17 protein-coding genes and 2 pseudogenes are annotated in these 23,598 nt (G+C 46.7%); 13 read left to right on the top strand and 6 right to left on the bottom strand.

Features of this window, described 5'->3' with window-relative positions:
- Nucleotides 1-122 precede the first annotated feature (122 nt).
- From BSQ33_RS20005 to fecE, 7 genes are all read left to right on the top strand, one after another.
- Nucleotides 123-1,037 carry a TIR domain-containing protein gene (locus BSQ33_RS20005; RefSeq protein ID WP_088135090.1) on the top strand — a complete coding sequence of 305 codons (915 nt, stop codon included), beginning with the start codon at nucleotides 123-125 and terminating at the stop codon, nucleotides 1,035-1,037.
- A gap of 138 nt (nucleotides 1,038-1,175) precedes the next feature.
- Nucleotides 1,176-1,559, top strand: a complete 384-nt coding sequence (locus BSQ33_RS20000; protein ID WP_088135089.1) for a hypothetical protein — start codon at nucleotides 1,176-1,178, stop codon at nucleotides 1,557-1,559.
- Between the two features lie 521 nt (nucleotides 1,560-2,080).
- Nucleotides 2,081-4,222 carry a TonB-dependent siderophore receptor gene (locus BSQ33_RS19995; RefSeq protein WP_088135088.1) on the top strand — a complete coding sequence of 714 codons (2,142 nt, stop codon included), beginning with the start codon at nucleotides 2,081-2,083 and terminating at the stop codon, nucleotides 4,220-4,222.
- Nucleotides 4,223-4,454: 232 nt separating this feature from the next.
- Nucleotides 4,455-5,348 carry a Fe(3+) dicitrate ABC transporter substrate-binding protein gene (locus tag BSQ33_RS19990; RefSeq protein WP_088135314.1) on the top strand — a complete coding sequence of 298 codons (894 nt, stop codon included), beginning with the start codon at nucleotides 4,455-4,457 and terminating at the stop codon, nucleotides 5,346-5,348.
- Entirely contained in the window at nucleotides 5,345-6,376 is a 1,032-nt protein-coding gene (locus tag BSQ33_RS19985) for an iron chelate uptake ABC transporter family permease subunit (RefSeq protein ID WP_232472002.1), read from the top strand. The genes BSQ33_RS19990 and BSQ33_RS19985 overlap by 4 nt, the downstream gene beginning before the upstream one ends.
- Nucleotides 6,373-7,335 carry a Fe(3+) dicitrate ABC transporter permease subunit FecD gene (fecD, locus tag BSQ33_RS19980; protein ID WP_088135087.1) on the top strand — a complete coding sequence of 321 codons (963 nt, stop codon included), beginning with the start codon at nucleotides 6,373-6,375 and terminating at the stop codon, nucleotides 7,333-7,335. Before BSQ33_RS19985 ends, fecD begins: the two co-directional genes overlap by 4 nt.
- Before the next feature lie 2 nt (nucleotides 7,336-7,337).
- The gene (gene fecE, locus BSQ33_RS19975; protein ID WP_088135086.1) at nucleotides 7,338-8,105 is read left to right on the top strand and encodes a Fe(3+) dicitrate ABC transporter ATP-binding protein FecE; all 768 of its coding nucleotides are present in this window, start codon (nucleotides 7,338-7,340) and stop codon (nucleotides 8,103-8,105) included.
- 65 nt (nucleotides 8,106-8,170) lie between these two features.
- Here the strand turns inward: fecE and BSQ33_RS19970 are convergent.
- From BSQ33_RS19970 to BSQ33_RS19960, 3 genes are all read right to left on the bottom strand, one after another.
- A protein-coding gene (locus BSQ33_RS19970) for an IS3 family transposase (protein WP_198298138.1) occupies nucleotides 8,171-9,378 on the bottom strand; the annotation gives its coding sequence in 2 pieces (ribosomal slippage) (nucleotides 8,171-9,027 and nucleotides 9,027-9,378; 1,209 coding nt in all).
- Nucleotides 9,379-9,566: 188 nt separating this feature from the next.
- On the bottom strand, nucleotides 9,567-11,081 hold the full coding sequence (glpK, locus tag BSQ33_RS19965; RefSeq protein ID WP_088135085.1) for a glycerol kinase GlpK: 1,515 nt from the start codon (nucleotides 11,079-11,081) through the stop codon (nucleotides 9,567-9,569).
- Between the two features lie 84 nt (nucleotides 11,082-11,165).
- Nucleotides 11,166-12,026 carry an MIP/aquaporin family protein gene (locus BSQ33_RS19960; protein WP_088135084.1) on the bottom strand — a complete coding sequence of 287 codons (861 nt, stop codon included), beginning with the start codon at nucleotides 12,024-12,026 and terminating at the stop codon, nucleotides 11,166-11,168.
- 525 nt (nucleotides 12,027-12,551) lie between these two features.
- On the opposite strand from BSQ33_RS19960, the gene glpA reads away from it, so the two are divergent.
- The 4 genes and pseudogenes from glpA to glpC all read left to right on the top strand — a co-directional run bounded on the left by glpA (nucleotide 12,552) and on the right by glpC (nucleotide 16,854).
- Nucleotides 12,552-14,201, top strand: coding sequence for an anaerobic glycerol-3-phosphate dehydrogenase subunit A (gene glpA / locus BSQ33_RS19955; RefSeq protein WP_088135083.1), 1,650 nt, complete (start codon nucleotides 12,552-12,554; stop codon nucleotides 14,199-14,201).
- Nucleotides 14,198-14,260: pseudogene (locus tag BSQ33_RS22185) on the top strand (hypothetical protein); the annotation flags it as partial. The gene glpA and the pseudogene BSQ33_RS22185, both read left to right, overlap by 4 nt.
- Nucleotides 14,261-14,269: 9 nt before the next feature.
- A pseudogene (gene glpB, locus BSQ33_RS19950) lies at nucleotides 14,270-15,631 on the top strand (glycerol-3-phosphate dehydrogenase subunit GlpB); the annotation flags it as partial.
- The gene (gene glpC / locus BSQ33_RS19945; protein ID WP_088135082.1) at nucleotides 15,628-16,854 is read left to right on the top strand and encodes an anaerobic glycerol-3-phosphate dehydrogenase subunit GlpC; all 1,227 of its coding nucleotides are present in this window, start codon (nucleotides 15,628-15,630) and stop codon (nucleotides 16,852-16,854) included. The pseudogene glpB and the gene glpC, both read left to right, overlap by 4 nt.
- 111 nt (nucleotides 16,855-16,965) lie before the next feature.
- On the opposite strand, the gene BSQ33_RS19940 is transcribed toward glpC, so the two are convergent.
- The 3 genes from BSQ33_RS19940 to BSQ33_RS19930 all read right to left on the bottom strand — a co-directional run bounded on the left by BSQ33_RS19940 (nucleotide 16,966) and on the right by BSQ33_RS19930 (nucleotide 20,784).
- Nucleotides 16,966-17,292 (bottom strand): hypothetical protein, encoded by a 327-nt coding sequence (locus BSQ33_RS19940; RefSeq protein ID WP_157721461.1) that lies wholly within the window; start codon nucleotides 17,290-17,292, stop codon nucleotides 16,966-16,968.
- Between the two features lie 322 nt (nucleotides 17,293-17,614).
- The gene (locus BSQ33_RS19935; protein WP_088135080.1) at nucleotides 17,615-18,619 is read right to left on the bottom strand and encodes a LacI family DNA-binding transcriptional regulator; all 1,005 of its coding nucleotides are present in this window, start codon (nucleotides 18,617-18,619) and stop codon (nucleotides 17,615-17,617) included.
- A gap of 146 nt (nucleotides 18,620-18,765) precedes the next feature.
- Nucleotides 18,766-20,784, bottom strand: a complete 2,019-nt coding sequence (locus BSQ33_RS19930; RefSeq protein WP_088135079.1) for a methyl-accepting chemotaxis protein — start codon at nucleotides 20,782-20,784, stop codon at nucleotides 18,766-18,768.
- A gap of 1,223 nt (nucleotides 20,785-22,007) precedes the next feature.
- On the opposite strand from BSQ33_RS19930, the gene BSQ33_RS19920 reads away from it, so the two are divergent.
- Together BSQ33_RS19920 and BSQ33_RS19915 are read left to right on the top strand one after the other, a co-directional pair.
- On the top strand, nucleotides 22,008-22,292 hold the full coding sequence (locus tag BSQ33_RS19920) for a type VI secretion system PAAR protein (protein ID WP_038184374.1): 285 nt from the start codon (nucleotides 22,008-22,010) through the stop codon (nucleotides 22,290-22,292).
- A 55-nt stretch (nucleotides 22,293-22,347) separates the two neighbouring features.
- Nucleotides 22,348-23,490, top strand: coding sequence for a sel1 repeat family protein (locus tag BSQ33_RS19915; protein ID WP_157721460.1), 1,143 nt, complete (start codon nucleotides 22,348-22,350; stop codon nucleotides 23,488-23,490).
- Nucleotides 23,491-23,598 lie beyond the last annotated feature (108 nt).

Here is a 23,598-nt window from a genome sequence, read left to right as displayed (position 1 = left end):
CAAGTTTCTTAAATGTAACTAAAACAGTGGGTTACGTTTCGCTACACATTATAACCCACAATTTTAGTCCGCTTAGTAAGGCGTTAGATTTCATTTGAGCCCATATAAATGGAGATTGTATATTGTTTAACTTAATTATTTCCTATGGCCCTGATACTTGGGATCTCACTCCTTATCAATGTGATCGTAGTAGAGCGATAGTTGAATATACGGCTGATGAAATCAGTGAGCGATACAAGTTCTTCGATCAGAATGCAATTGAAGAGTTAAAAAGTTTTCCCACTTTATTTGTTACCGAGAACGAGTCGGTGGAGTCTAGGATTGGTTACATTACTGGAATTAGGGTGAGAAATAATTCTGTTGTACTCAATTATGAGTTCGATCCGATTTTACCTAGCCTTCCTGTTGGTGCAATTGAAGCGATGCGCGTTGATATTGACCTAGGGCGCTTCGAATTGTCGCGTACACACTGGGCAGTTAAGGATGAGCCAATTTTTGAAATTCTCATGAGGTATGGTTATCTGAATCAAGCCCAAGTAAACGCTGCTATCCAGCGAAGAATGCCGCCTCCGCCTGTATTGAAACCAGATAGCCACGATGATAAAGGATTTAACACTTCACAAGTTTTCATAGTTCATGGACATGATGATATCGCAAAACTAGATGTTGCAAATTTCATTAGTAGTTTAGGTTTGCAACCAATAATTTTACATATGCAAGCTAGTTCTGGAATGACAATCATTGAAAAAATCGAGTATTACTCAAATGTTGGCTTCGGTATTGTACTTTATACTCCTTGTGATACAGGCGCTAAAGTGGGGGCATTAAGTCGTCGATACCGCGCGCGCCAAAATGTTGTTTTCGAACATGGATACCTTATTGGTAAGTTAGGCCGCCGACGTGTCTGTGCAGTTGTAAAGGGGGACATAGAAACACCAAATGATATCAGCGGTGTAGTTTATGTTGGTATGGATGCAAGTCTTGGGTGGCAAGAACAGCTGAAGCTAGAAATGCGAAATGTAGGCTACAACGTATAGAAATCTAACAAGTTGCTTAAGAGTGATTCACGACGCTTGGCATTTTTAGTTAAAATGGGCTTTAGTATTTACGGCACAATGGGTTAAGTTTGGTGGTCGCGTTGTTCACCACTTAACGCGGCTACGTTTGAGGTAATAATGATACAAGTAGAACTGCCTTTAGATGACAATATTGAATTGCTCCTCGAAGCTATTGGCTATGAAAGGCAAGAGCAACTAAATATGGAGTTAGCCGAGTTTCTTCAATATCGTGACAAAGGTTACTTCACTCGTACTAAATATCGCCTCTCAGCTAGTGCGGATATGAATGCGCATATTGAAGTTGCTATCTCCAATAATGACAATCTGGTCCTAGTTTTACAACCTAGAGCAGAATCAGTTAAACCTGCACTAGAGAGAATAATTAGGGCATTCAATGCAGCTAGAGATTGTAACGGTACTGTAGAACCGAAGCAGTTTTCTCAAGGTATATCTGAGGAAGCTGATAGGGGGGTTAGAGAGTATCTGAACAAAAACGTATAACAAGCAAATATCATAAAGCAAAATTTGTTGTTGCAAATAGGAAGTCCACATAAACGAGTATGACGTCAATCGTTAATGTTTCACTATCTTCCCAACACTTGGCATTTTAATCTAATCCCAATAGATCCCTAAACCAAGAAAATCATTCAAGGAAGAATGATTAAGCTTTTCCGGGCAGGACGCCCGTAAAAGCTGGTTCTGGACAGCGTGCGACTCAGCCAAACCAAAAGAATTTTCTGGTTCGTCTTTCATTCTTGAAAGATGAACTGGCGCACAGCGCACCGATGCCTCTGAAGCCGAAAAACGTCACTGTGCGTCATGTATGAGAGCCAAAGGTTTAGAATATAAAACCAGTGCCATCTCGCATCACCACAATACACAACCCAATGCATTCATTTCCCGGCAATTTAACGCCATTTTAGCGATAAATTTAACAATTACTTGAAATGGGAATTAAACTCATTTAGATTTTCATCTCTTTTAATGCACATCTCAATTGAATAAACGGATCAGACCATCTCATGATTCATGCCAAACACAATAATCAAACGCCGACATCTTCTCCTTTAGGTAAAAAAACACCTTTAGCGTTGATGATCGCGCTCAGCTTTTCTGCCGCAGCAGTGGCAAGTGACGACACCAAGACAACTTCTGCCGATGCAACCATGACTGTCCACGGACGGGCACTGTCTCTTTATCGTGCTGAAGAAACCTCTCTGGCGACGAAAACCCCGACCGCGATTGATGATACACCGCAGTCGATTCAGGTGTTGCCCCGCCAGTTGATCGAGGATCAGGCCGCACGGCAGATTACCGATTTGTACCGCTCAATGAGCGGTGTCAGCCAATACAATTATTCTTATGTGACGTTCCGGGGCTTCCGTCAGGACCACGTACTGTATGACGGTGTGCGCGGCGACCCGTTTGAAGGGTTGTCGATTCCACAGTTATTTAATATTGAGCGGGTTGAAGTGCTCAAAGGCCCTGCCGCAGCGGTGATGGGCAGTGGTGAACCGGGCGGCACCATCAACTATACAACTAAAAAGCCAACATACGCGACTAAGCGCCATGTCGCTGTAACCGGTGGCAATCAAGATTTTACCAGTGCTCAGATGGAGTTATCCGGCTCTGCCAATGCCGATCAGTCGCAGCGTTATCGTCTCGGTATTTATCAAGATCATGAAAATCCTTATCGTAAAAATACCGACACCCGTAACCGCATTATCGATTTAGGTTATGAGTGGGATGCCGGAGCCGATACCACGATTGGTCTGCAATATATCAATGTGACTCAGCATATCGGCGGGGGACGAATCCGCGGGATTCCGACCGATGACGACGGTAACTTTTTAGCCGCTGCATCATGGAATGCCAATGACGCCAGTGATTACCATGATCTGGAGGCGCAAGTCTATCAGGTGCGTGTGAATCATAATATCAATGACTGGCTCTCCGGTGATGTGACTTTGCGTTATTTTGAAAATGAAGATACGCAGAAGTATCACGAATCGAGAAGCTTGAAAGATACCAACAGCGACGGTATCAATGATACGGTTACCCGTGAATATCGCGATCAGTTGCGAACTAATAAAGCGGGCTCTGTGACCGCGAATCTGGTGGCGCAGCTGGAACAACATACGCTGCTGTTCGGGGCTGATTATTATCGGCTCGACAATGAATTCAATTACCACCGCGCGAAGCGTAAAGATGGTGTTTCTGACCGGAGTTTGACGCATCCGGATTACACACCGGATGATGTCTCCTCATATAACCTGTCGCTGGCAAAACATACCGACTCTCGTGAAGAGCGGTACGGGGCGTACCTTCAGGATCAATGGCAAATCACCGATGCATGGAATGTGCTGTCGGGGATTCGGCTTGACGGTTACCGCGATAAAGTGGTTGATTTGAAGAAAGAGACGCAAGAACAGTACACCGGAACAGGGTTCTCTTACCGGATCGGCTCTACCTATAAGATCAACGCGCAATTCCACCCTTATGCGGTGATTGCAACCGGTTTTGTCCCTCAGGCCGCGGCATCTCAGGCGTCCGATAATGGCGGGCCGTTCGATCCGGAAGAGAGTTTGATGTATGAGACTGGGGTGAGAACGTACCTGTTTGATAATCGGGTCAATATGAATGTGGCGCTCTACCACATTACCAAGGAACACGTCCTGCAAACCGATCCGAATGACAGTGATAAGCAGGTGGCGTATGGCAAGGTTCGTAGTCAGGGGATCGAAGTGGATATCTTGGCTGACTTAACGGAAAACTGGGTTGCGAACCTGTCTTACGCGTATAACGATACGTTGGTTAAACAGGGATATGGTAAGTTTTCTAACCGGACTGCCGGCAAACGTTTTGCCAACGCACCACATAACCAACTGGGTTTATGGACACGCTATCATTTCCCTGCGATTGATTCCTCCATTGGGTTCGGGGCGGATTATGTCAGTGAACAGCTCACCCAAGCTGCGCAAAAAGTGAAGCCGTTCACGGTGTACGATATGTCATGGCAGACCTTGTGGCATGACTGGAAGTTCCAGCTGAATGTGAAAAACTTGTTTGATAAATCCTATGCGGTCAGTGGTTTCACTGAGGCAACCGGCTCGTTTGTCGGTGAGCGGCGTCGTGTTTATTTACAAGCAGATTATTCATTCTGATATGCATTGGCCCGGTGTTTTTCCGGGCCTTTTTGTATCGTTTTTTTGTATCAGATTGCGCTATCAGATCTTTGTATCAACGGCTTGTCTCAGTCAGACCGAATGTGATTGAGAGACAAACCGTGCCTATTGCTGGTGTTATACCTGCGTTTTTCGTAATATGAACAATTCTCATTTAAATATGACTCAATACTTTGATTTTTGGATGTTTTACAACATGCTGAAGGGCTCTATGCGACGTATTGCTTTGCTACTCTTGTTATTGTGCGGGGTTTCGACATCGGTTCTGGCGGTGACGGTTCAGGATCAACGGGGCACATTTTCAATCGATTATATTCCGAAGCGAATTGTTGTCTTGGAGTTCTCTTTTGCGGATGCACTGGCGGCTGTCCATGTCAGCCCTGTCGGGATTGCCGATGATAAAGATGCTGAGCGTCTGTTACCGGCTGTCCGGGCACAGTTTTCCGACTGGGTTTCGGTGGGAACGCGTTCTCAACCGTCACTGGAGATGATTGCCGCGCTGCAACCGGATCTGATCATTGCTGATGCGGATCGTCATGCGGCTGTGTATGATGATTTGGTGAAAATTGCGCCGACACTGATGCTCCACTCGCGTCGGGAGACCTATGCCGATAATCTGGCTGCCGCTGCTGTCATTGGCACCGTTGTCGGCAAAGCACAGGCAATGCAGCAACGACTCGCTTTACATCAACAACGGATGGCTGAATATCGTCAGCAGTTGCACGCTTTACAGGGTAAAACGTTGTTGTTTGGTGTCGCGCGGGAAAATGCTTTTCATGCCCATGGCAATGATTCATATGCGGGCGGGGTGGCTCAGGCATTAGGATTTAAGTCGCCCCCGGCATTATATAATGATCGTGCCAGTCACCAGATTGGACTGGAACAGCTGTTAGCGATCAATCCGGACTATCTCGTCATCGGTGACTATACCCCGAACAGTATTATCCAGCGGTGGAGAAAGCGGCCTTTGTGGCAGATGTTAGGGGCTGCTCGGGCGCATCATGTGATTTCCGTGAGTGGTAACCTTTGGTCAAGATGTCGGGGAATTCTGGCGGCTGAATATATGGCAAAAGACTTACTTCAGTTGGTGTCGCCATCGTCATGAGTCGTCCCTCGCCAACCACTCGTCCCAGTGCGACGCACACCCGGATGATACGTATCATGCTGCTCTTGTGTCTGAGTGGATTGGTGGTGTTACTCGCATGGTGGGGGTTGTGGGCTTTTTCTGCCATTCCGATGTCGCTCAGTACACCTTATGATGCCTTTTTTTCGTCTCAACCCCCGGGGATTGCCGAAACGGTTATTGTTGAGATCCGTCTGCCCAGAGTGATTGAAGCGATCTTGGTGGGTGCCGGGCTGGCCGTTGCCGGGCTGTTAATGCAGACGCTGACCCGTAATCCGCTCGCATCACCCAGTTTATTTGGCGTCAATGCTGGTGCCGCTTTGGGCGTTGCACTGACATCAACCCTGTTTTTACAACAAGCTTATCTCAGCCAGCCGATTGCCGCGATTGTCGGCGGGGCACTGGCGTGGACCATTGTGGTGGTGCTCGGGGGCGCATGGCGCACCGGAGCCGAGCGTAAACAGCTGGTTTTGGCTGGTATTGCCGTCTCTGCGTTGTGTGCGGCGATGACCAAAGCGCTGGTGATCTTGGTTGAAGATCAGGCCACAGGGGTGATGACGTGGCTTGCCGGTTCTTTTGCCAGTGTGAGCTGGCAACAGGTCGTTTTGAGCTGGCCGCCGTTATTGCTCGCTTTGCTGATGGCATGGGCTTTGGCGCCCAAGTTGAATTTATTTGCTCTGGGTGATGAGCGGGTCCAAAGCCTCGGTGTTCGTTTGACATGGATTCGCGCATTCACCGGACTATTGGTTTTTATCATCGTCGGGGTGTGTGTCAGTGCCGTGGGTTCGATTGCATTTGTCGGCTTGATCGTGCCGCATATGGCGCGGAAATTATTTGGCTATGATCTGCGTTGGTTGGTGCCGGGCACCGCTTTGGTCGGGGCGATGCTGACGTTAAGTGCCGATATGTTTAGTCGCTGGGTGATTTTTCCCTCAGAAACACCGGCGGGTGCCGTGTTGGCACTGATGGGCGCGCCTTGTTTTATCTATCTGGTCAGGAAAGAACGATGAATCATGGATTGAAGATGCCGTTGATCCTGAGTGGGCTGATTGTCGTCAGTTTTTTAGCGAGTCTGAAATACGGGGCGGTTGATCTGAGCTGGACACAGTTATGGCACGGATTACACAATCAAGGCGCCTTTGCTTTTACGATTTATGATTACCGTTTTCCGCGCGCGATTGTGGCAATTCTGGTCGGGGCGATGCTGGCAACGGCCGGTGTCCTGATCCAAGGTGTGATTCGCAATCCGCTCGCATCGCCTGATATTCTGGGTGTCAGTCATGGTGCGGGGTTAGCGGCCGTCGTGATGATGACGCTGTTTCCGACAGTCTCGGTCTTATGGCTGCCGTGGGTTGCGCTGGTCGGAGGAATTGTTTCGGCCTTGATTCTGGCATTGCTGGTACGAGGCAATCTGGCACCGGTGAAACTGGCGATTACCGGTGTGGCACTTGCGGCTTTTTATGGCAGTGCGATTGATTTCATCATGCTGATTCATCCGCTGGATATTAATAACGCCTTACTTTGGCTGACCGGCAGTCTATGGGGACGCAGTTGGGAACAGATTCAGCTCTTGTTGCCGTGGTGTGTACTTCTGCCAGTGGTACTGGGGTTAAGTCATCCACTCAATATTTTGGTATTAGGCGAGCAGCGGGCGACCAGTCTGGGAGTAACCGTCAAGCTGACCCGATTGATTGCGCTGGCAATCGCGGTGGGGTGGACTTCGGCTGCGGTTGCGATTTGCGGGCCGATTAGCTTTTTGGGGTTGATCGCCCCGCATTTGGCGCGTCAACTGGTCGGTGGTAAGCATCAAATCTTGTTGCCGACAGGCATGTTGGTCGGGGCCTTGATCTTACTGGTTGCGGATTTCGTTTCCCGGGTGATTGATCCGCCGATTGAACTGCCGGCCGGGATCCTCACCGCTGCAATCGGGGCGCCTTACTTTTTGTATTTATTAGTCAAAATGAGATAAACATGGGACTGAAGACAGAGAATCTTGATGTCGGATACGGTGAAACACCGATTGTTCAGCAGGTGAACCTACAGATTTTATCAGGGAAAATCACCGCTTTGCTCGGGCCCAATGGTTGCGGGAAATCAACCCTGCTGAAAGCGTTAGTGCGTCTTCTCGCCCCGCAGTCAGGCATGGTTCAGTGGCAGGGCAAAGATATCCGGGATTACTCATCACAGGCGATGGCTCGGGTGCTATCGCTATTGCCTCAGTCTCAGGAAGTGCCAGAGGGGATTCTGGTCCGTGATGTGGTCGGTTATGGCCGGAGCCCTTATACCGGTTTTTGGGGACAGTTAACCCAGACCGATCAGGATCAAGTCGAACTGGCCATGCAATTGACGGGGGTGACGGCATTTGCCGAACGGAAAATCGCGGAGCTGTCCGGCGGTCAGTGTCAACGGGTCTGGCTTGCGATGACGCTGGCGCAGGATACCGACTATGTCTTTCTCGACGAGCCGACCACTTATCTTGATTTGAACCATCAGGTTGAGCTGATGAAACTGATGCGTCGCTTGAATCATGAAGGAAAAACATTAGTGACGGTCTTGCATGATATCAATCAGGCCTGTCGTTATTGTGATCATCTGATTGTGATGAATGGCGGGCGGGTTGTCGCTCAGGGGGCGCCAGAGGAAATACTGACCACACAATTGCTGGCAGATGTCTTTGCGCTGGATGCTGAAGTGCATCGCGATCCGATCGCCGGCACGCCGATGTGTGTGGTGAAGTAGTGCTGCTCGATTCCGTGCGGTAATACCCACTCATGTTGACCCGTCCTGATATGGGTTGACACATTTTAGTAAAACGCTCGATGTACTTCATCGGGCGTTTTGTATTTTAAAGCTGTGTGTGGCCTATATTGATTATAGATTTTTACCGACTCTGCAACCATCTTTCGTGCTTCTTCTAAATTCGCAGGCTTGTTAAGAAGATATTCATTTTTGAGTATTCCATTGACTCGTTCTGCCAACGCATTCTGGTAACAATCATACCCATCTGTCATTGAGCAACTGACGCCATTCTGTTGGTGAAGCGTTTGATACTCTGCCGAACAATACTGTAACCCTCTATCTGAGTGATGAATGAGTGGTTGGTGAGTTCTTCTACTTTTAAGCGCATGAATAAACGCTTGCTTAACGGATTGAGTTTTCATGTTGTCATCAACGTGATAACCAACGATTTTCCGAGAGTAAGCATCCGTGACTAAACTGAGATAAGTTTCTCCCTCACGAGTCGGTAGATAAGTAATATCTGCAACCCACAACTGCTCGGGACGCTCAGGCGCATAACCCGATTTTATGATGTTAGGGTGACAATGAAATCGATGATGGCTGTTCGTCGTGCGATGGTATGCTTGCCTTGTTGGAACAAGAAGTTGGTTCGCTTTAAGAAGAGCAAACAAGTGGTCTCGGCCGATGATTAAACACTTTTGTGACAAAATATATTTTAGTTTTCTGACACCTATTCTAGGTTGTACCAGACGCTCTTTCTTCACAGCAATGAGCACATGAGTCTCATGGGAGACTCGTTCTTTTTCTGCTTCGCAGCGCTTGTAGTATGCTTGGCGTGAAATCCCGATAAACAAGCAAGCTTTTGTCACGGTTAACTTTGAAAGCGTTTTTTCCTCAATAATTCGGCTTTGCGCTTTTTTGAAAGACGGACTCCGAAGTCTCTGTCCATGACTTTTACAACAGCCTCGAAAAAATCGGCTTTTAGCTGAGTTTCTTCTAATTGTTGTTCAAGCTCTTTAATGCGTTGTTCAGGTGTTTGTGGGGAAGATGACTGAGACATAGCGATACCTTTTCCCTTTAATTCAGAGGCGCCTAAAGACCAATCTAGTTGACCATGCTTACGAAGCCAAACTAAAACAGTCGAGCGACCTTGAATACCATACCGCTCTTGAGCCTGTTGATAAGTCATTTCACCTTTTTCAACTTGCTCAACAACCGCCAATTTAAAGGCAAGGGAATAATCTTGCTGTGTACGTTTACCTATTGATTTCATGACATTCTCCAATTTGTGGCTGGAAAAGTGTCAACCTTAGTTAGGACGGGTCATGTTAATAAAAAAGGCGTGTTAATAAAAAAGACGTGCGAATAAAAAACGAATCAATAAACTTGTGCCAATAAAAAAGCACTAAGCCAGATTGACTTAGTGCTTTGCATGATCAATTTTCTGATCGGTGTGGCTGATTACTCTTCGTTATGCATTTCAGCCCAGGTTTGTGCACATTTGACTGCGCGTTTCCAGCCTTTATAACGACGTTGCCGCTTTTCTTCATCATGATGTGGTGAGAAGGTGCGATCAATCTCGGCTTTGTCTTTGAGCTCGTCTAAGCTATCCCAGAAACCGACGGCAAGACCGGCAAGGTAGGCCGCGCCCAAGGCCGTCACTTCGGTGACTTTCGGACGAAGTACCTGCGTATCCAGCACATCAGACTGGAACTGCATCAGGAAGTTATTGGCAACCGCGCCACCATCCACTCTTAGCCCTGCCAGTTGAATACCGGAGTCCGCTTGCATGGCATCCAGCACGTCCCGAGTCTGATAGGCGACACTTTCAAGTGTTGCACGAATGATATGGTTTGAATTGACGCCCCGGGTCAGGCCGACAATGGTACCGCGTGCATAAGCATCCCAATATGGCGCGCCTAAACCGGTAAATGCCGGCACCACGTAAACCCCGTTTGCGGTATCTTCTTTGGTCGCAAAATATTCGGAATCTCTCGCATCGGAGATCAGTTTCAGTTCATCTCTGAGCCACTGAATTGCCGCGCCACCCATAAAGACAGCCCCTTCGAGTGCGTAAGCCGGTTCACCATTCGGGCCACAGGCCAGTGTGGTCAGCAGACCATTACTGGAGGTGACTTTTTCCTGTCCGGTGTTCATCAACAGGAAGCAGCCGGTACCATAGGTATTCTTTGCCTGTCCTGCCTGAACACACATTTGTCCGTACAGCGCGGCTTGCTGGTCTCCGGCAATCCCGGCGATTGGAATACGGGTTCCCCCTTTACCACCAATGTTGGTTTGACCGTAGACTTCTGAAGATTTTTTAACTTCCGGCATCATGGAAAGCGGAATGCCGAATTCTTGCAGAATTTTCTCATCCCATTGCAATGTATTGATGTTGAACAGCATCGTCCGTGAGGCGTTGGTGTAGTCCGTGACATGGACGCGACCTTGTGTCATTTTCCACACCAGCCAAGTATCCACGGTCCCGAACAACAATTTGCCGGCTTCGGCATCTTCACGGGCACCTTCGACATTATCCAGAATCCATTTGATTTTTGTTCCGGAGAAATAAGGGTCTAATAATAGCCCGGTGTTTTCCCGAATGTATGATTCTAGTCCGCGTGCTTTGAGGGTTTCACAGATCTCTGCGGTACGGCGACATTGCCAGACAATGGCATTGTAGACCGGTTTACCGGTTTCTTTATTCCAGACAATCGTTGTTTCACGTTGGTTGGTAATCCCGATTGCTGCCACTTCATCACTACGAATCCCAGCCTTACTAATGGCTTCGATTAATGTTGAACTCTGGGTTGCATAGATTTCCATCGGGTCATGCTCGACCCAACCGGCTTCGGGATAAATCTGAGTAAATTCACGCTGAGATACACTGACGATATTGGCATCATGGTCAAGTACGACGGCCCTTGAGCTTGTTGTCCCTTGATCAAGGGCGACTACGTATTTTTGCTCAGTCATGGTTCATTCCTTCATCTTTATTGTTTCGTGTTTTAGTTGCTGCTTAACTTATTTTTACTTTTATCAACTTGCGATTGGGCGCACTCAAACATGCGCCTCTGTATTGTCTTTGGCATTGGTATCATCACATTGGTTCGGGATGGTGCAACCGACGCCGACGGTCGGCAAATATGTCGCGATGAATTTAGGATAAGCCCAGGCACCGAAGCACGCACCGGCAATCGGTCCGACGATCGGCACAATAAAATAGGGGATATCCTTACCGCCAGTCAAGGCAAAGTCCCAACCAGCCAGATAAGCGAACAGTTTGGGGCCGAAATCCCGGGCGGGGTTCATGGCAAAGCCAGTCAATGGCCCTAATGAGCTCCCGATGACGGCAATGAGTATCCCAATCAACAGCGGGTTCATCGCGTTTCTGTGTGCGCCGTTATTTTCATCACCGAGCGCCAGAATCCCAAACATCAGTACCGCAGTGATGGTAAATTCAACGGCCACGGCACCAAAGAAGGATAATGATGCATTCGGGTAAGTTGAGAAAATACCGGCTGTTGCGAGTGCCGCCTGACTGCTGCGCAGCATGTCATGGGTGACTTCATAGTTGGCGAATAAGTTGCTATACAACGCGTAAATTAATGCCGCAGCGCAAAATGCACCGAGGATTTGTGATGCGATGTAAGGCAGTACTTTTGCTTTGTTAAAACCGTGGAATGCTGCCAGAGCAATCGTTACTGCAGGGTTGATATGTGCACCGGAGACACCTGCCGTGCAATAGATTGCAATCGACACGCCGAGCCCCCAAATGATACTGATTTCCCATTGCCCATATGACGCTCCGGTGAGAACCAGCGCAGCCACACAGCCAACACCAAAAAATATCAGTAACCCTGTTCCGATAAATTCAGCGATGCATTCCCCTAGTAGGGTATGTTGTTTTGTTCGAGCCATAGGTAAGAGTCCTTGTTTTACTCACGTATATGCACGGATGCACGGCTCATTCTGCATAGAATTCTTTGCGCGAAAACAAACAAACATAATTAATGAGTGTTCGAACACAGTTGTGTGTCTTTTATTTCTATTTTTGTTAATTAGAGCATAATTTTACAGGATGACACCCTGTTTAATGGAACAATACGAATGCTGAAATGTCAGTTTTGAGCCAAAAAATCGCCTGTATTTTCATTTGTATTGATAAAAGCATTGACAGTGGTTGTGCTATCCGTTGACGGATGACGACTGTACATCAGTCAATGCAGGGGAAGGGAGGGCGATTCACTCAAGAGTTTGCTTGCCTCTGCCACGTCGTCCCGCACCCATCATGATTGTGATAAACCACGTAATATGACGATCTCTCATTGAACTCTGGATTGATTAAAAATGTTCGTTCGCTCTTTTGTGAGCAATATATCGAACATTTTAGATAATAAATGACACACTATTTATAAGTGCATTGATATCAGAAGGTTCATATACATGGCGGTTGCCCGAAGGTTGGAAACAGATGTCGTTATTATCGGTGGTGGTGCAACAGGCACTGGCATCGTGCGTGACTGTGCGTTACGTGGTATCGACTGTATTTTACTCGAACGGGATGATATAGCTTCCGGGACGACGGGGCGAAATCACGGCTTATTACATTCGGGTGCGCGTTATGCGGTGACCGATCCTGAATCCGCAAAAGAATGTATTCAGGAAAATCAAATCCTCAGGCGGATCGCCAAACACTGTGTCGAACCGACCAACGGTTTGTTTGTCACCTTACCGGAAGACGATTTGGCTTATCAGGATACATTCATCAAGGCTTGTGGCGTTGCCGGCATTGAGACGACGCGTTTAAGTGCCAAAGAAGCGCTGGTTTTAGAGCCGCATGTTAACCCACAGTTGCTTGGTGCCGTCAAAGTGCCTGACGGCACATTAGATCCTTTTCGGTTGTGTAGTGCGAACATTCTGGACGCGAAAGAACATGGTGCGCGTGTATTGAATCGTACATGGGTACAAGGCTTGATTCGTCAGGGGGATACTGTGCTTGGTGTTCGGGCCTGGCGTTCAGATACCCGTGAACATCTTGAAATCTATGCCAAAGAGGTGATCAATGCCGCTGGTATCTGGGGGCAGAATATTTGTGAGTATGCGGATCTGAAAATTCGCATGTTTCCCGCCAAAGGGTCTTTGCTGATTCTGGATTACCGGATTAATAACCTCGTGATTAATCGCTGCCGCAAACCGGCCGATGCCGATATTCTGGTGCCCGGAGATACCATATCTTTAATCGGTACGACCTCTGAACATGTGGATTATGACCAGATCGACAATTTGCAAGTGACTGAACGTGAAGTTGATTTACTGCTCAAAGAAGGGGAAAAGCTCGCTCCGATTATGGCCAATACGCGGGTCCTCCGGGCATATGCCGGTGTCCGGCCGTTAGTTTCTGTTGATGATGATGGTAGCGGCCGTAATATCAGCCGGGGGATCGTTTTACTGGATCATGAAGCGCGGGATGGCCTGAAAGGGCTGACGACGATTACCGGTGGTAAGCTCATGACTTATCGTCTCATGGCGGAATGGGCAACCGATATAGTCGCGCAAAAACTGGGTCATTCCGCACCGTGTGAAACGCATATCAAACCGCTGCCCGGAGCCAACGGTATGCCGAAGCAGGCGAAAAAAACAGCCAGCCTCGCCAAACCCGTTTATGAATCGGCAATTTACCGTCATGGTGAACGCGCGGAACAATTTTTAGCAGATAATCCTGAAAGTCAGGCGGTGATCTGTGAATGTGAAATGGTGACAGCCGGTGAAATCGAATATGCGATTTCACAGTTGGATGTCAAAAACCTGATTGATCTCAGGCGTCGGACCCGTTTAGGAATGGGCCCCTGTCAGGGTGAATTGTGTAGTTATCGGGCTGCGGCACTGTTTTCAGAATACGCTGAGATGGATGGTTGTGAATCTGGTGCTTTGTTGACCGACTTTCTGGAAGAACGCTGGAAAGGCATTAAGCCGATCTTCTGGGGCAATGCATTACGGGAAGCAGAGTTCAGTTACTGGATCTATCAGGGATTGCTTGGCGTGGGAGAGCAACCGGTGATGGACACAGATTCGCAGCAGGAGGAACGCCAATGATGAATTATGATATCGCCGTGATCGGCGGCGGAATTGCCGGCTATTGTGCTGCGATCCGCAGTCAGCAGGCTGGTCGGAAAACCGTGCTAATCAGTCAGGGGCAGAGTGCGCTGCATTTTTCTTCAGGCTCTATTGATGTGTTGGGTCGCCTGCCAACGGGCGAGCCGGTCGTGGATCCTTTCGCGGCCATTTCTCAGTTACAAAACTTCCAATTACAAAGCGCTCAGTTAGACAACGCTCAGTTAGAAAATGGTGGACTGACGTCCGCTGTATCGCAGGAAGCGGCGTTACCGGAAGAGGCCGACTCACGGCAACAGACCATCCGTCAGACGGTGCAACATCCCTATGTGAAAGTTGGCCGGACAGGCGTCAAGCAGAGTTTGTTGTGGTTTAAAGAGATGTTGGCCGCAGAGGTTGCGCTTTCTCATCAGCCGGATCATGCCAACCATTGGCGTATTACACCGTTTGGGACGCTGAAAGCGACTTGGTTATCTCAGCCACATGTCTATCAGCATCGTACGAACGCCCGTTTTCGTGAAATTGTGATTATTGCGCTGGCAGGATACCGCGATTTTCAGCCACAGATCCTGAAGGATAATTTAGCCCGTATTGCTGATTTTTCCGGGTTGCCGATACGGATTGCGACGATTCATCTTCCCAGTGTTGAACATGATCAGCGTCATCCGTGTGAACGACGTTCGCTTGATATTGCTCATTTGCTGCAACAGGCGCCGATTTGGTCGGCATTTTGTGAACAACTGACGGAGATGACCCAGTCCGATGATTTGGTGATTTTGCCCGCGGTCGTTGGTCATGGCGATGGGATGGCAATCTTAGATCGCTTACAGCAGGAAACACAGCGTCATTTTCATGAGGTCCCGACCATGCCCCCGTCGTTGATGGGCATGCGCCTCGAAGCCGCGTTACACCGGATTTTTATTCAGGCGGGGGGCGTTCACCTCAAGGGGGATCAAGTGCTCGGCGGCCACTTTGAAGGACACCGTCTGACAGAAGTGTATACCCGGAATCTGACCGATATCCCGGTTCGGGCCGAGCATTATATCATGGCAACCGGCAGTTATTTCAGTCAGGGGTTACAGGCATCACGACAGGCGATCAAAGAGCCCGTTTTCGGTTTGGACGTCGCGCAAATCACGCCGAGAACACAATGGGGCGGGCATGATTTTGTCGCGCAGCATCAGCCGCATCCGTTTATGACTTTTGGGGTATCAACCAACGATCAGCTGCATCCGAGTTATTGCGGGGAAACGATTACTAACCTTTATTGTTGTGGGGCAATGCTGGCCGGCTATGACCCCGTGTTTGAAGGCAGTGGTGGCGGTGTCGCCATTGCAACTGCGTACCATGCCGTTGAGCAATGCATCACCGATAATGTATGTCCGGCAACTTGTCAGGAGGCTCTCTCATGAATCGTCGTTTTACTCAGCTTGCCCCTCAGAGTACCTCGTTTGAACAGTGTATCAAGTGCACGGTATGTACTGCTTATTGTCCGGTTTCGAAGGCAAACCCTGACTACCCGGGCCCGAAACAGTGCGGTCCGGATGGTGAGCGTTTACGTATCAAGAATCCGGCTTATTACGATGAGGCGTTGAAATATTGTACCAATTGCAAACGGTGTGAAACGGCGTGTCCTTCCGGGGTCAAAATTGGCGATATGATTGCGGTGGCTCGCGGTAAATATGGCAAGGAGCCGCTTAATCCGAAACGCATCCGGGATTATGTCCTCAGCCATACCGATCTGTTCGGTACACTGGCATCACCGTTGGCACCGCTTATCAACGCAACAACCGCTCTACCGATAGTCAAAAAAGCCATGCATCAGGTGATTGGGGTTCACCAGCATAAATCATTACCCAAGTATTCCCACGGCACATTCAGACGGTGGTTTAAACAAAACTGCACCCGTCAGCCGTTATATCAGCATCAGGTGACTTATTTTCACGGCTGTTATGTGAACTACAACCATCCGCAACTGGGCAAAGACTTCATCAAAGTTATGAATGCGATGAACATCGGAGTTCGCTTGTTGGAACGTGAAAAATGTTGTGGTGTGCCTTTGATGGCGAACGGATTTCATCACAAAGCACGTCAGAATGCTGAGGCAAATGTTCAATCAATGATATCGGCTGTGCAAGATTATCAAACCCCGATTCTTGCCACGTCGTCAACCTGCTCTTTTACATTGCAGCAGGAATACCCGCATGTACTCGGGGTCGATAATTCTCAGGTCGCCGACAAAATCGAATATGTGACGCGATTTTTACTGCGATCATTTATGAATGGGCAGCAACCGGCGATGAAACCATTGAATCTGCATGTGGTTTATCACACACCTTGCCATTTGGAACGCAGCGGACTGGCGATTTTTACCATTGAATTACTGAAAATGATTCCGGGAGTCACGGTGACGGTTCTCGATAGTGAATGTTGTGGCCTTTCCGGAACATATGGTTTTAAGACCGAGAACTATCCGGTATCGATGAAGATCGGGGCACACTTGTTTGAATCGATTGATCAATCGGGTGCGGATATGGTGATTACGGATTGTGAAACCTGTAAATGGCAGATCGAAGAGAACACCCGGCTTGAAGCGATTCACCCGATCAGTTTGCTGGCAATGGCGATTGCGTGACAAACGCCATCAATCTGGTATTCATTTACTTTTTAAATATAAAACAGGGGAGCAATGCTCCCCTGTTGTTGCGGTTGGGCTCGAAAGCCCTATGGACAGTATCAATTTGAATTAGTGTTGTACTGAAATAAAGCGATGAGTGACGATTTTTTCACCGTTTGGTTCATTGACACTAATCTTGAAGCTACGGGAATGGTTTTCATTGTTTTCTACAATGACAGTACCGTGCTCAGAAGTCATTAATGTTTGGTGCTGACTGCCACCATCAACTTCAACAGGAACCTGACTAACAGGTTGGCCGTTTTCAGTCACTTTGACAATCGCTTGATCCGGTAGTGTATAGATACTCATGTCATATTGTGATTCAGATGCAAATACATTGGCTGAAAGTAGCGTTGCAATTGCAGTAACGGCAGCTAGTGATAGTTGGTTTTTCATAATCTCACCCATATTCGTTGTTGGTTTATTTATTATTTCGTTATGTCGAGAGTGATTATGAGCCGAAATAACTGTGACTTCGATAACATAATTTCGTTCGTTACTTTCAAATTTTTTGAATCTAGTCACACTTGATATATGTGTGAGAGAAATCATTCTATTGACTTATATCTATTTATCATATAAGGGTTAATTTTGGGTTAAGAGCACGTCAGTGTCATCAATGCATGTTTGTGTGGCTGCGGGGCATCAGCGGGTGCATCGGCATCAGACATGAGCAACGATGGTGGCGGTATACGGATGAGTCATCACAAGTCATGGATTATGAGAGGGGGTGTGTTGATTCCCGCAGTTCCAGTGCGCCGAAATATTCGAAATGCTGCGGCGTACTGGTGATCTTATTGGCCATGTTAATCGCCAGATTGGTTGCATCAATGGTGAGTTGTTCGATAGGCAGAGAGACAGTAGACAGGCTCGGGATAGAATAAAATGCCGCTGGCTCATTATCGATACCCATCACGGAGATATTCTGAGGCACCGAAAGCCCTCGTTCATGTAATGCCCGGATCGCTCCGAGAGCCATGTCGTCATTACAGGAAAAGATGGCGCTGAATGTTTGCCCCTGATCCAACAACTGCATAACGGCGGTGTATCCCCAGATATGAGTGCTTTTCCCTTCGATGATCAAGGCTTCATTCACCGGAATATTGTGTTGAGCGAGGTGATCTCGATAAGCCTGTAAGCGAAGCTGGCCGGTTTGATTGTTCAACGGTGTGGTCAGACAGACAATGTTGCGATGGCCAAGTTGCAATAGGTGTTCTACCGCAAGCGAACCGAGTTGGTATTGATCAAAGCTGAAACTGACCAACTGCTGTGTGGATAGACTGCGGTTTAAGACAACCAGCGGTCGCTGTGTCTGTTCTTGATAGTGGATGAGCTGGGTTTCGCTGAGATAACGGCTGTAGATCATGATGGCATCACAGCGTTGCAGCGCGAGTGTATTCAGCGCTTCAATTTCTCCGGCTTCACTGTTATGACTTTCCATGACAAACAGCTTTTTTTGGGATTTTTGGAGTGTTTGTGCCGTCTGTTTCAAGATTGAACCGAAGTAATAGCTATCAAAGTGAGGCAGGATGAGTCCAATCGTGTTTGAGGTGTTAGTCGCCAAGGCTTGTGCCAGAACGTTTGGCTGAAATCCCAATGACTTCATCGCATCAAGTACGCGTATCCGGGTTTTCTCTTTGACTTGCGGGCTGCCGTTGATCACTCGGGAGACGGTCGCTTTTGATACACCGGCCGCTTTACAGACATCAATGATTGTCGCCATCTATTCCCTTATTTCCTCAATGGATCATTGCCATGCACAAAGTATGATTTTACCGGATTCCCTCGGACGGGGGAATGATATTTTTCCGGCTTCATGAGGCTGGCACCATTTATCTGCAAAAGGAGAAATGATGCCACACACTTGCATTACTGGGCTTGAGATTCAGTCAACCGTGTGATGGTCAGAACGTTCTGATCAATTTGGGCCAGTTCAGACTGAACTTCATTAATATCGTTGATGCTTTCTTCAATGCTGGAAGATGCTTCGTTGGATAGGGTTAACATCTTGCTCATTTCTTGATTCAGGCCGAGTGAAGAGTTATTGACATGTTCCATCAAAGCAACGGTTGTTTCAATGACATCTTTGATGGCATCGATTGAAGAATAAAGATTGTTCACCGTCTCTCCGGTAGAGCTGAGACTTTGTTGAGTACTCTGGGATAGGTTTCTCACTTCATCGGCAACAACGGCAAATCCTCGTCCCTGCTCTCCGGCCCGGGCGGCTTCAATTGCAGCATTGAGTGCCAGTAAGTTGGTTCTTTCTGCAATCCCATCAATGACATCCAGAATATCCTGAATCTTGCTTGAATTGGTTTTCAAAGTTTCAACATACTGCTGAAGTTCCTGACTATGCTCAGCTTGTTTTCTCACTTCACTGGAGAGTCCGGAAAACTGAGTCTGAACATCCTGGAGTACGTCTGACGTATCTCTGGCGTAGGAAGCGACGTTCTGTAAACTTTGGAGCATTCGTCCCAATAGCTCCTTATAGCGGAATAAATCCCGGATCGTGGTCTGTTGCAGTGACGCGACTTTCTTCAGGCTATGCAATTCATTCTGCAAGAAATAGGCTTTGAAGTGGCTGTAGTAAATGGGAAAGTTATTGGTGTATTCGTCGTGAAATGATTCCCCTTCGTGGACTTGATACAGATAAAGCGCGGTAAGCGTCTCATTTTGATGCAGCCCCAAAAATTCACCGAATGTACTGAATCCGGCAACTGCAGGAATATGGTCAAAATTATGCACGGCAGAGAGTGACGGCCCATTATGTAAGCGACGCAGGATACAGTCGTTTGCGAGCATCGCAATGGGCTCACGCGGTTTACCACGCTGAAATGCGGCATAATCACGCTGGATTGATTCTGAGAAGTCTTTTGCTTTCATCAGATATAATTTGTCACCGAATGAAAAGTCGCAGAAGAAATTGATGGTTTCGTCTTCATAGTTAATATTGGCAATTGAGCGGATATACGTTTCGTTGCCAATTTTTACCCCGAAACTATATTGTTCAAGCATGGATTCCAGTTTGGATGGGGGACAGGCAAAATGTCGGCATAACATCGATAGAGGGGACTGGAGCGCCATCGTCGATTCATCAAGGAATGTTTGCACAGTGCGCGTGGCGGCGTTTGTTTCTGCGATCGTAAAGTGGGTTGATGTCACTTCAAAGTTGTGTGTTTTTAAGATGCCATAGCGAATGGCGGGGGCCAGTTTGACAAACACCAAACAGACTTTGTTGGTCAGGATTTTTCCGTCTAAAGCGACATCGGCCTGACCGAAATCCAGTTTGCCACCGGCTGAGCTGCCAATAAAGTAGCAGGGAAAACAATCAGACTGGTAGAGGGCTTGTACAAAGAAATTTTCAGAAGAAGAGAGACCGTCAAAGAATGTCAGTGCCACGGTATCGAGGTAGCTGACGGGAAAATCAAGATTAACTTTTTTGATTTCATTCTGAATCCGTGCGATCCGGTCTTGGCGGCTAAACTTGATTTGACCACTTTTGATATCTTCGCAATAAAGAGGCACTTCGGCGATAGAGATGGCTTGAAATACCCGCTCACTGAAGCTTTGGATGACAATGTTATCCCAGCGTTCCGGCGTTGCATGATAGAGCCCTTTTTTATCTCGCCCGCCTAGCTCTCCTGCACTCATGACCGAGACGACATGTTTTGCAAAAGGCATCGCCTCTTTTAACTTTTTTGAAATCGCTTCGAAAGGAAGGTGTGGTGATATATAGGCGAGAACAAGCGTCGTGGCACTCGCATGGAAACTCATTTCTTCTAATTGATTGACACTAATCTCATGGCTTGAGATTGCTTTCACTTTGACTGGGGGTTCGTCATTCAGGGATTGTTTTTTTGAGGTATTTCGCCAAGATCGATTGAACATAAAGCCACTCCGCCTGTTAGAGTTCCGGAAAAATATGAATTATTTCATGTATATCCGTTCATTTTTTTGTTTGTTTTTATTATGGGTAAATCGTCGAAACATTATCAATATGATGCATAAAAAACAATACAAAAAGTATGGATAAATTCACGGTATAAAAACAAGCTCACCATCACTTATTTCAAAGGTCAGAGGACTGTTCAATCGGTTTACCCGTGTTGTTAGACGCTTATAAAGCGGTCTGCTGATCTGAACGTGTCTTGCTCTCTGTTGCGGGTCATTTGCTTAGGATAGCTAAGCGGCATGCCCCGCGCCGCGATCAATACCCGTTCAGGTTGAACAAAATTCAACCATGAAAGATCAACAGCCCCTAGTATGCGTTACCGTCATACTGATTTTACTGAAGAGCCGTCCAAAATATGTGAAAGTCAAAGAGGTGCTGATATCGATGTGAAACAAATAAATCTATATTCCTGAGTAACTTGCAAGTTTTAATTATTTTATGGGTGGATAAACTTGGCGAGTCGAATGCTCCGAAATATTTATTTTATACATGATGTTATTCATTTTTTATATCAATCGAACGGATATGACCAGTTCATAGATAGAGTGAATATAATTTGAGCATTTCAAATATATCACTGATTAAAAATCTGGAATACCACCTATGAGAATATGGACTTTGGATATTTTTATATGAGTGAAATAAATATTTTATTCATTCATTTTGTATTAAAAATGGAATCGGCATCATATTTTTATGATCTTATCATGGGTGGTATGACTTGTTTTATCTGCCTGACTCAAGAAAAAACGCGAGGTTTTTATAGAAAAACCGAATATTGTACACATTTAGTATCAGAGTGAAAACTTTTTTGTGAAAATATTGTGTGAATTGTTGGTGTTTATCATAAATGTAATCTGACTGACATCTGACCTTGGGCTGTTTTGTGATCTTCTGCGGTAAATGAAAATTTATTAAATAATAAAAATGTTTTTAGATATCCTGCACTAGATTATTTTGTCAATATAAGAGAAAATTATTTCACCAATTAGGCAATATATTGCTTGAGATAGGCAAGATATTGCCCGACTGAATAAAAAACAATCGGCAAGAATAAAAAAATAGATAAATTCTAAGTAGTTGCCGGCAAAATCTGGTGATTGTTCAACTGATTTTGTATTGATTCACACTTTTATCAGCTAACAACAGAGGCATAAAAATGGGAAACGGAATCGTCGTTGGTAATACTGGTTCTGATCATGATGGCTTTCCTCCTACACCTGTTACCGCAGGCTCAGGGACCGTTAAATATGATGGTATTCCTGCGGCTCGGCAAGGTGATCCTCTTGCGCCACATGATAAGCCGAAACATCCACCTCATGGACGCTCTATTGCAGCAGGTTCAGGAACGGTGATGGTTGATGGAAAGCCAGCTGCCCGTGCTGGTGACCCGATCAGTTGTGGTGGCGCTTTACAAGGTGGTAGCAGTGTTAATATCGGTTAAAAACAAGGCATTTTTATTCAGTGCTTTTGTGTTCGGTTCTTGCAGCAATGTTGTCATGGCAGACGAAGTTGTGAATCCTGAGGCAGCGGTGACAATCGATGAAAATCCATATGCCACCGGGCATGACAACTTGACTCGTGACCGGTTTGGTCATGAGCGCTTAGGTGATGAAAGCTCCAGTCATGAAAACATGGGCCATGAAAACATCGATCATGACGACTTGAATCGTGTTTCGATTCAGATGCCGGAATCAGATCAGCAAAAGTACGACTATGATATTAATTTTTTGACCCCAACTCAGGCTTATGAGAAAGGGCGTTTGTTGCGTGCGCAGTTTAAAAATGAAGAAGCTCGGCATTATTTGCAATATGCTGCCGATAAAGGTGACGCGGATGCTGCTTATTTATATGCGATAGAGTTGTCGGAATACAACCCGACCATCCGGACGCCTCGGCTTGTCAGAGAGTATGTTGAGCAGGCGGCGAATCAGGGTAATCTGCACGCGATGAATTACCTCTATCAACATGGCAGTTGGTTACGAACCACGATTCGACAGTCATGGCATAAACGTTACCATGATGGTTTGGTCAGACTCGCAGCGACACAACCTGCAAAGGCAGTGTATTACCTGTCGCTTTACTATGAAAAAACTGACCCGGATCAGTCTGAATACTATTTACAACGCGCGATGGATTACAGCTATCCACTGGCATGGATGGATAACTCCAGAAGATCACTTGATGATATTAATCGGTTATATACGGAAACAAGGTTTTCGACTGGGATCTATACCAATTACCGCAATGCAGCGGAACATCATTTTATCCCGGCCATGAAAGCATGTGTTGAACTATATGAAGGGCGCGGTGATTTTAAGAAAGCGTTTGAATGGCGCCAGCGGGCATTGGATGCTGGTGATCTGACATCTCTGGCGGTTGTCGCGAAAATATATGCAGGTGAAGCATCATCTTATCGGTTTGTCGATGAAGATTTAATTAAAGCCCGTGCTTATTCTGAGCTTTATTTGGATTATGCCGGCAGCGATCGGCTGACAAGCTTACATAAATCAATGGAACAATTTTTTGTTGATATTACTAATGAGATGACACCTCCGGATATTGAGCGTGCTCAAAAGATTACAGACACTTATAAAGAAAAGGTAACCTTTTATAATCACGACACTTATTGGGATTTATAAATAAGGCACGGTGTTTTATTTATTTCCTTAGATAAAATAAGGGGATTTAATAATTGGTTGAATTTAAGTGTAATATCATCGATTTGAAAACATTATTAAATAAGTGGA

It is taken from the genome of Vibrio gazogenes, assembly GCF_002196515.1.
Lineage (GTDB): Bacteria > Pseudomonadota > Gammaproteobacteria > Enterobacterales > Vibrionaceae > Vibrio > Vibrio gazogenes_A.
The sequence above is the reverse complement of the archived record's forward strand: the minus strand, read 5'-3'. Positions and strand labels throughout refer to the sequence as shown.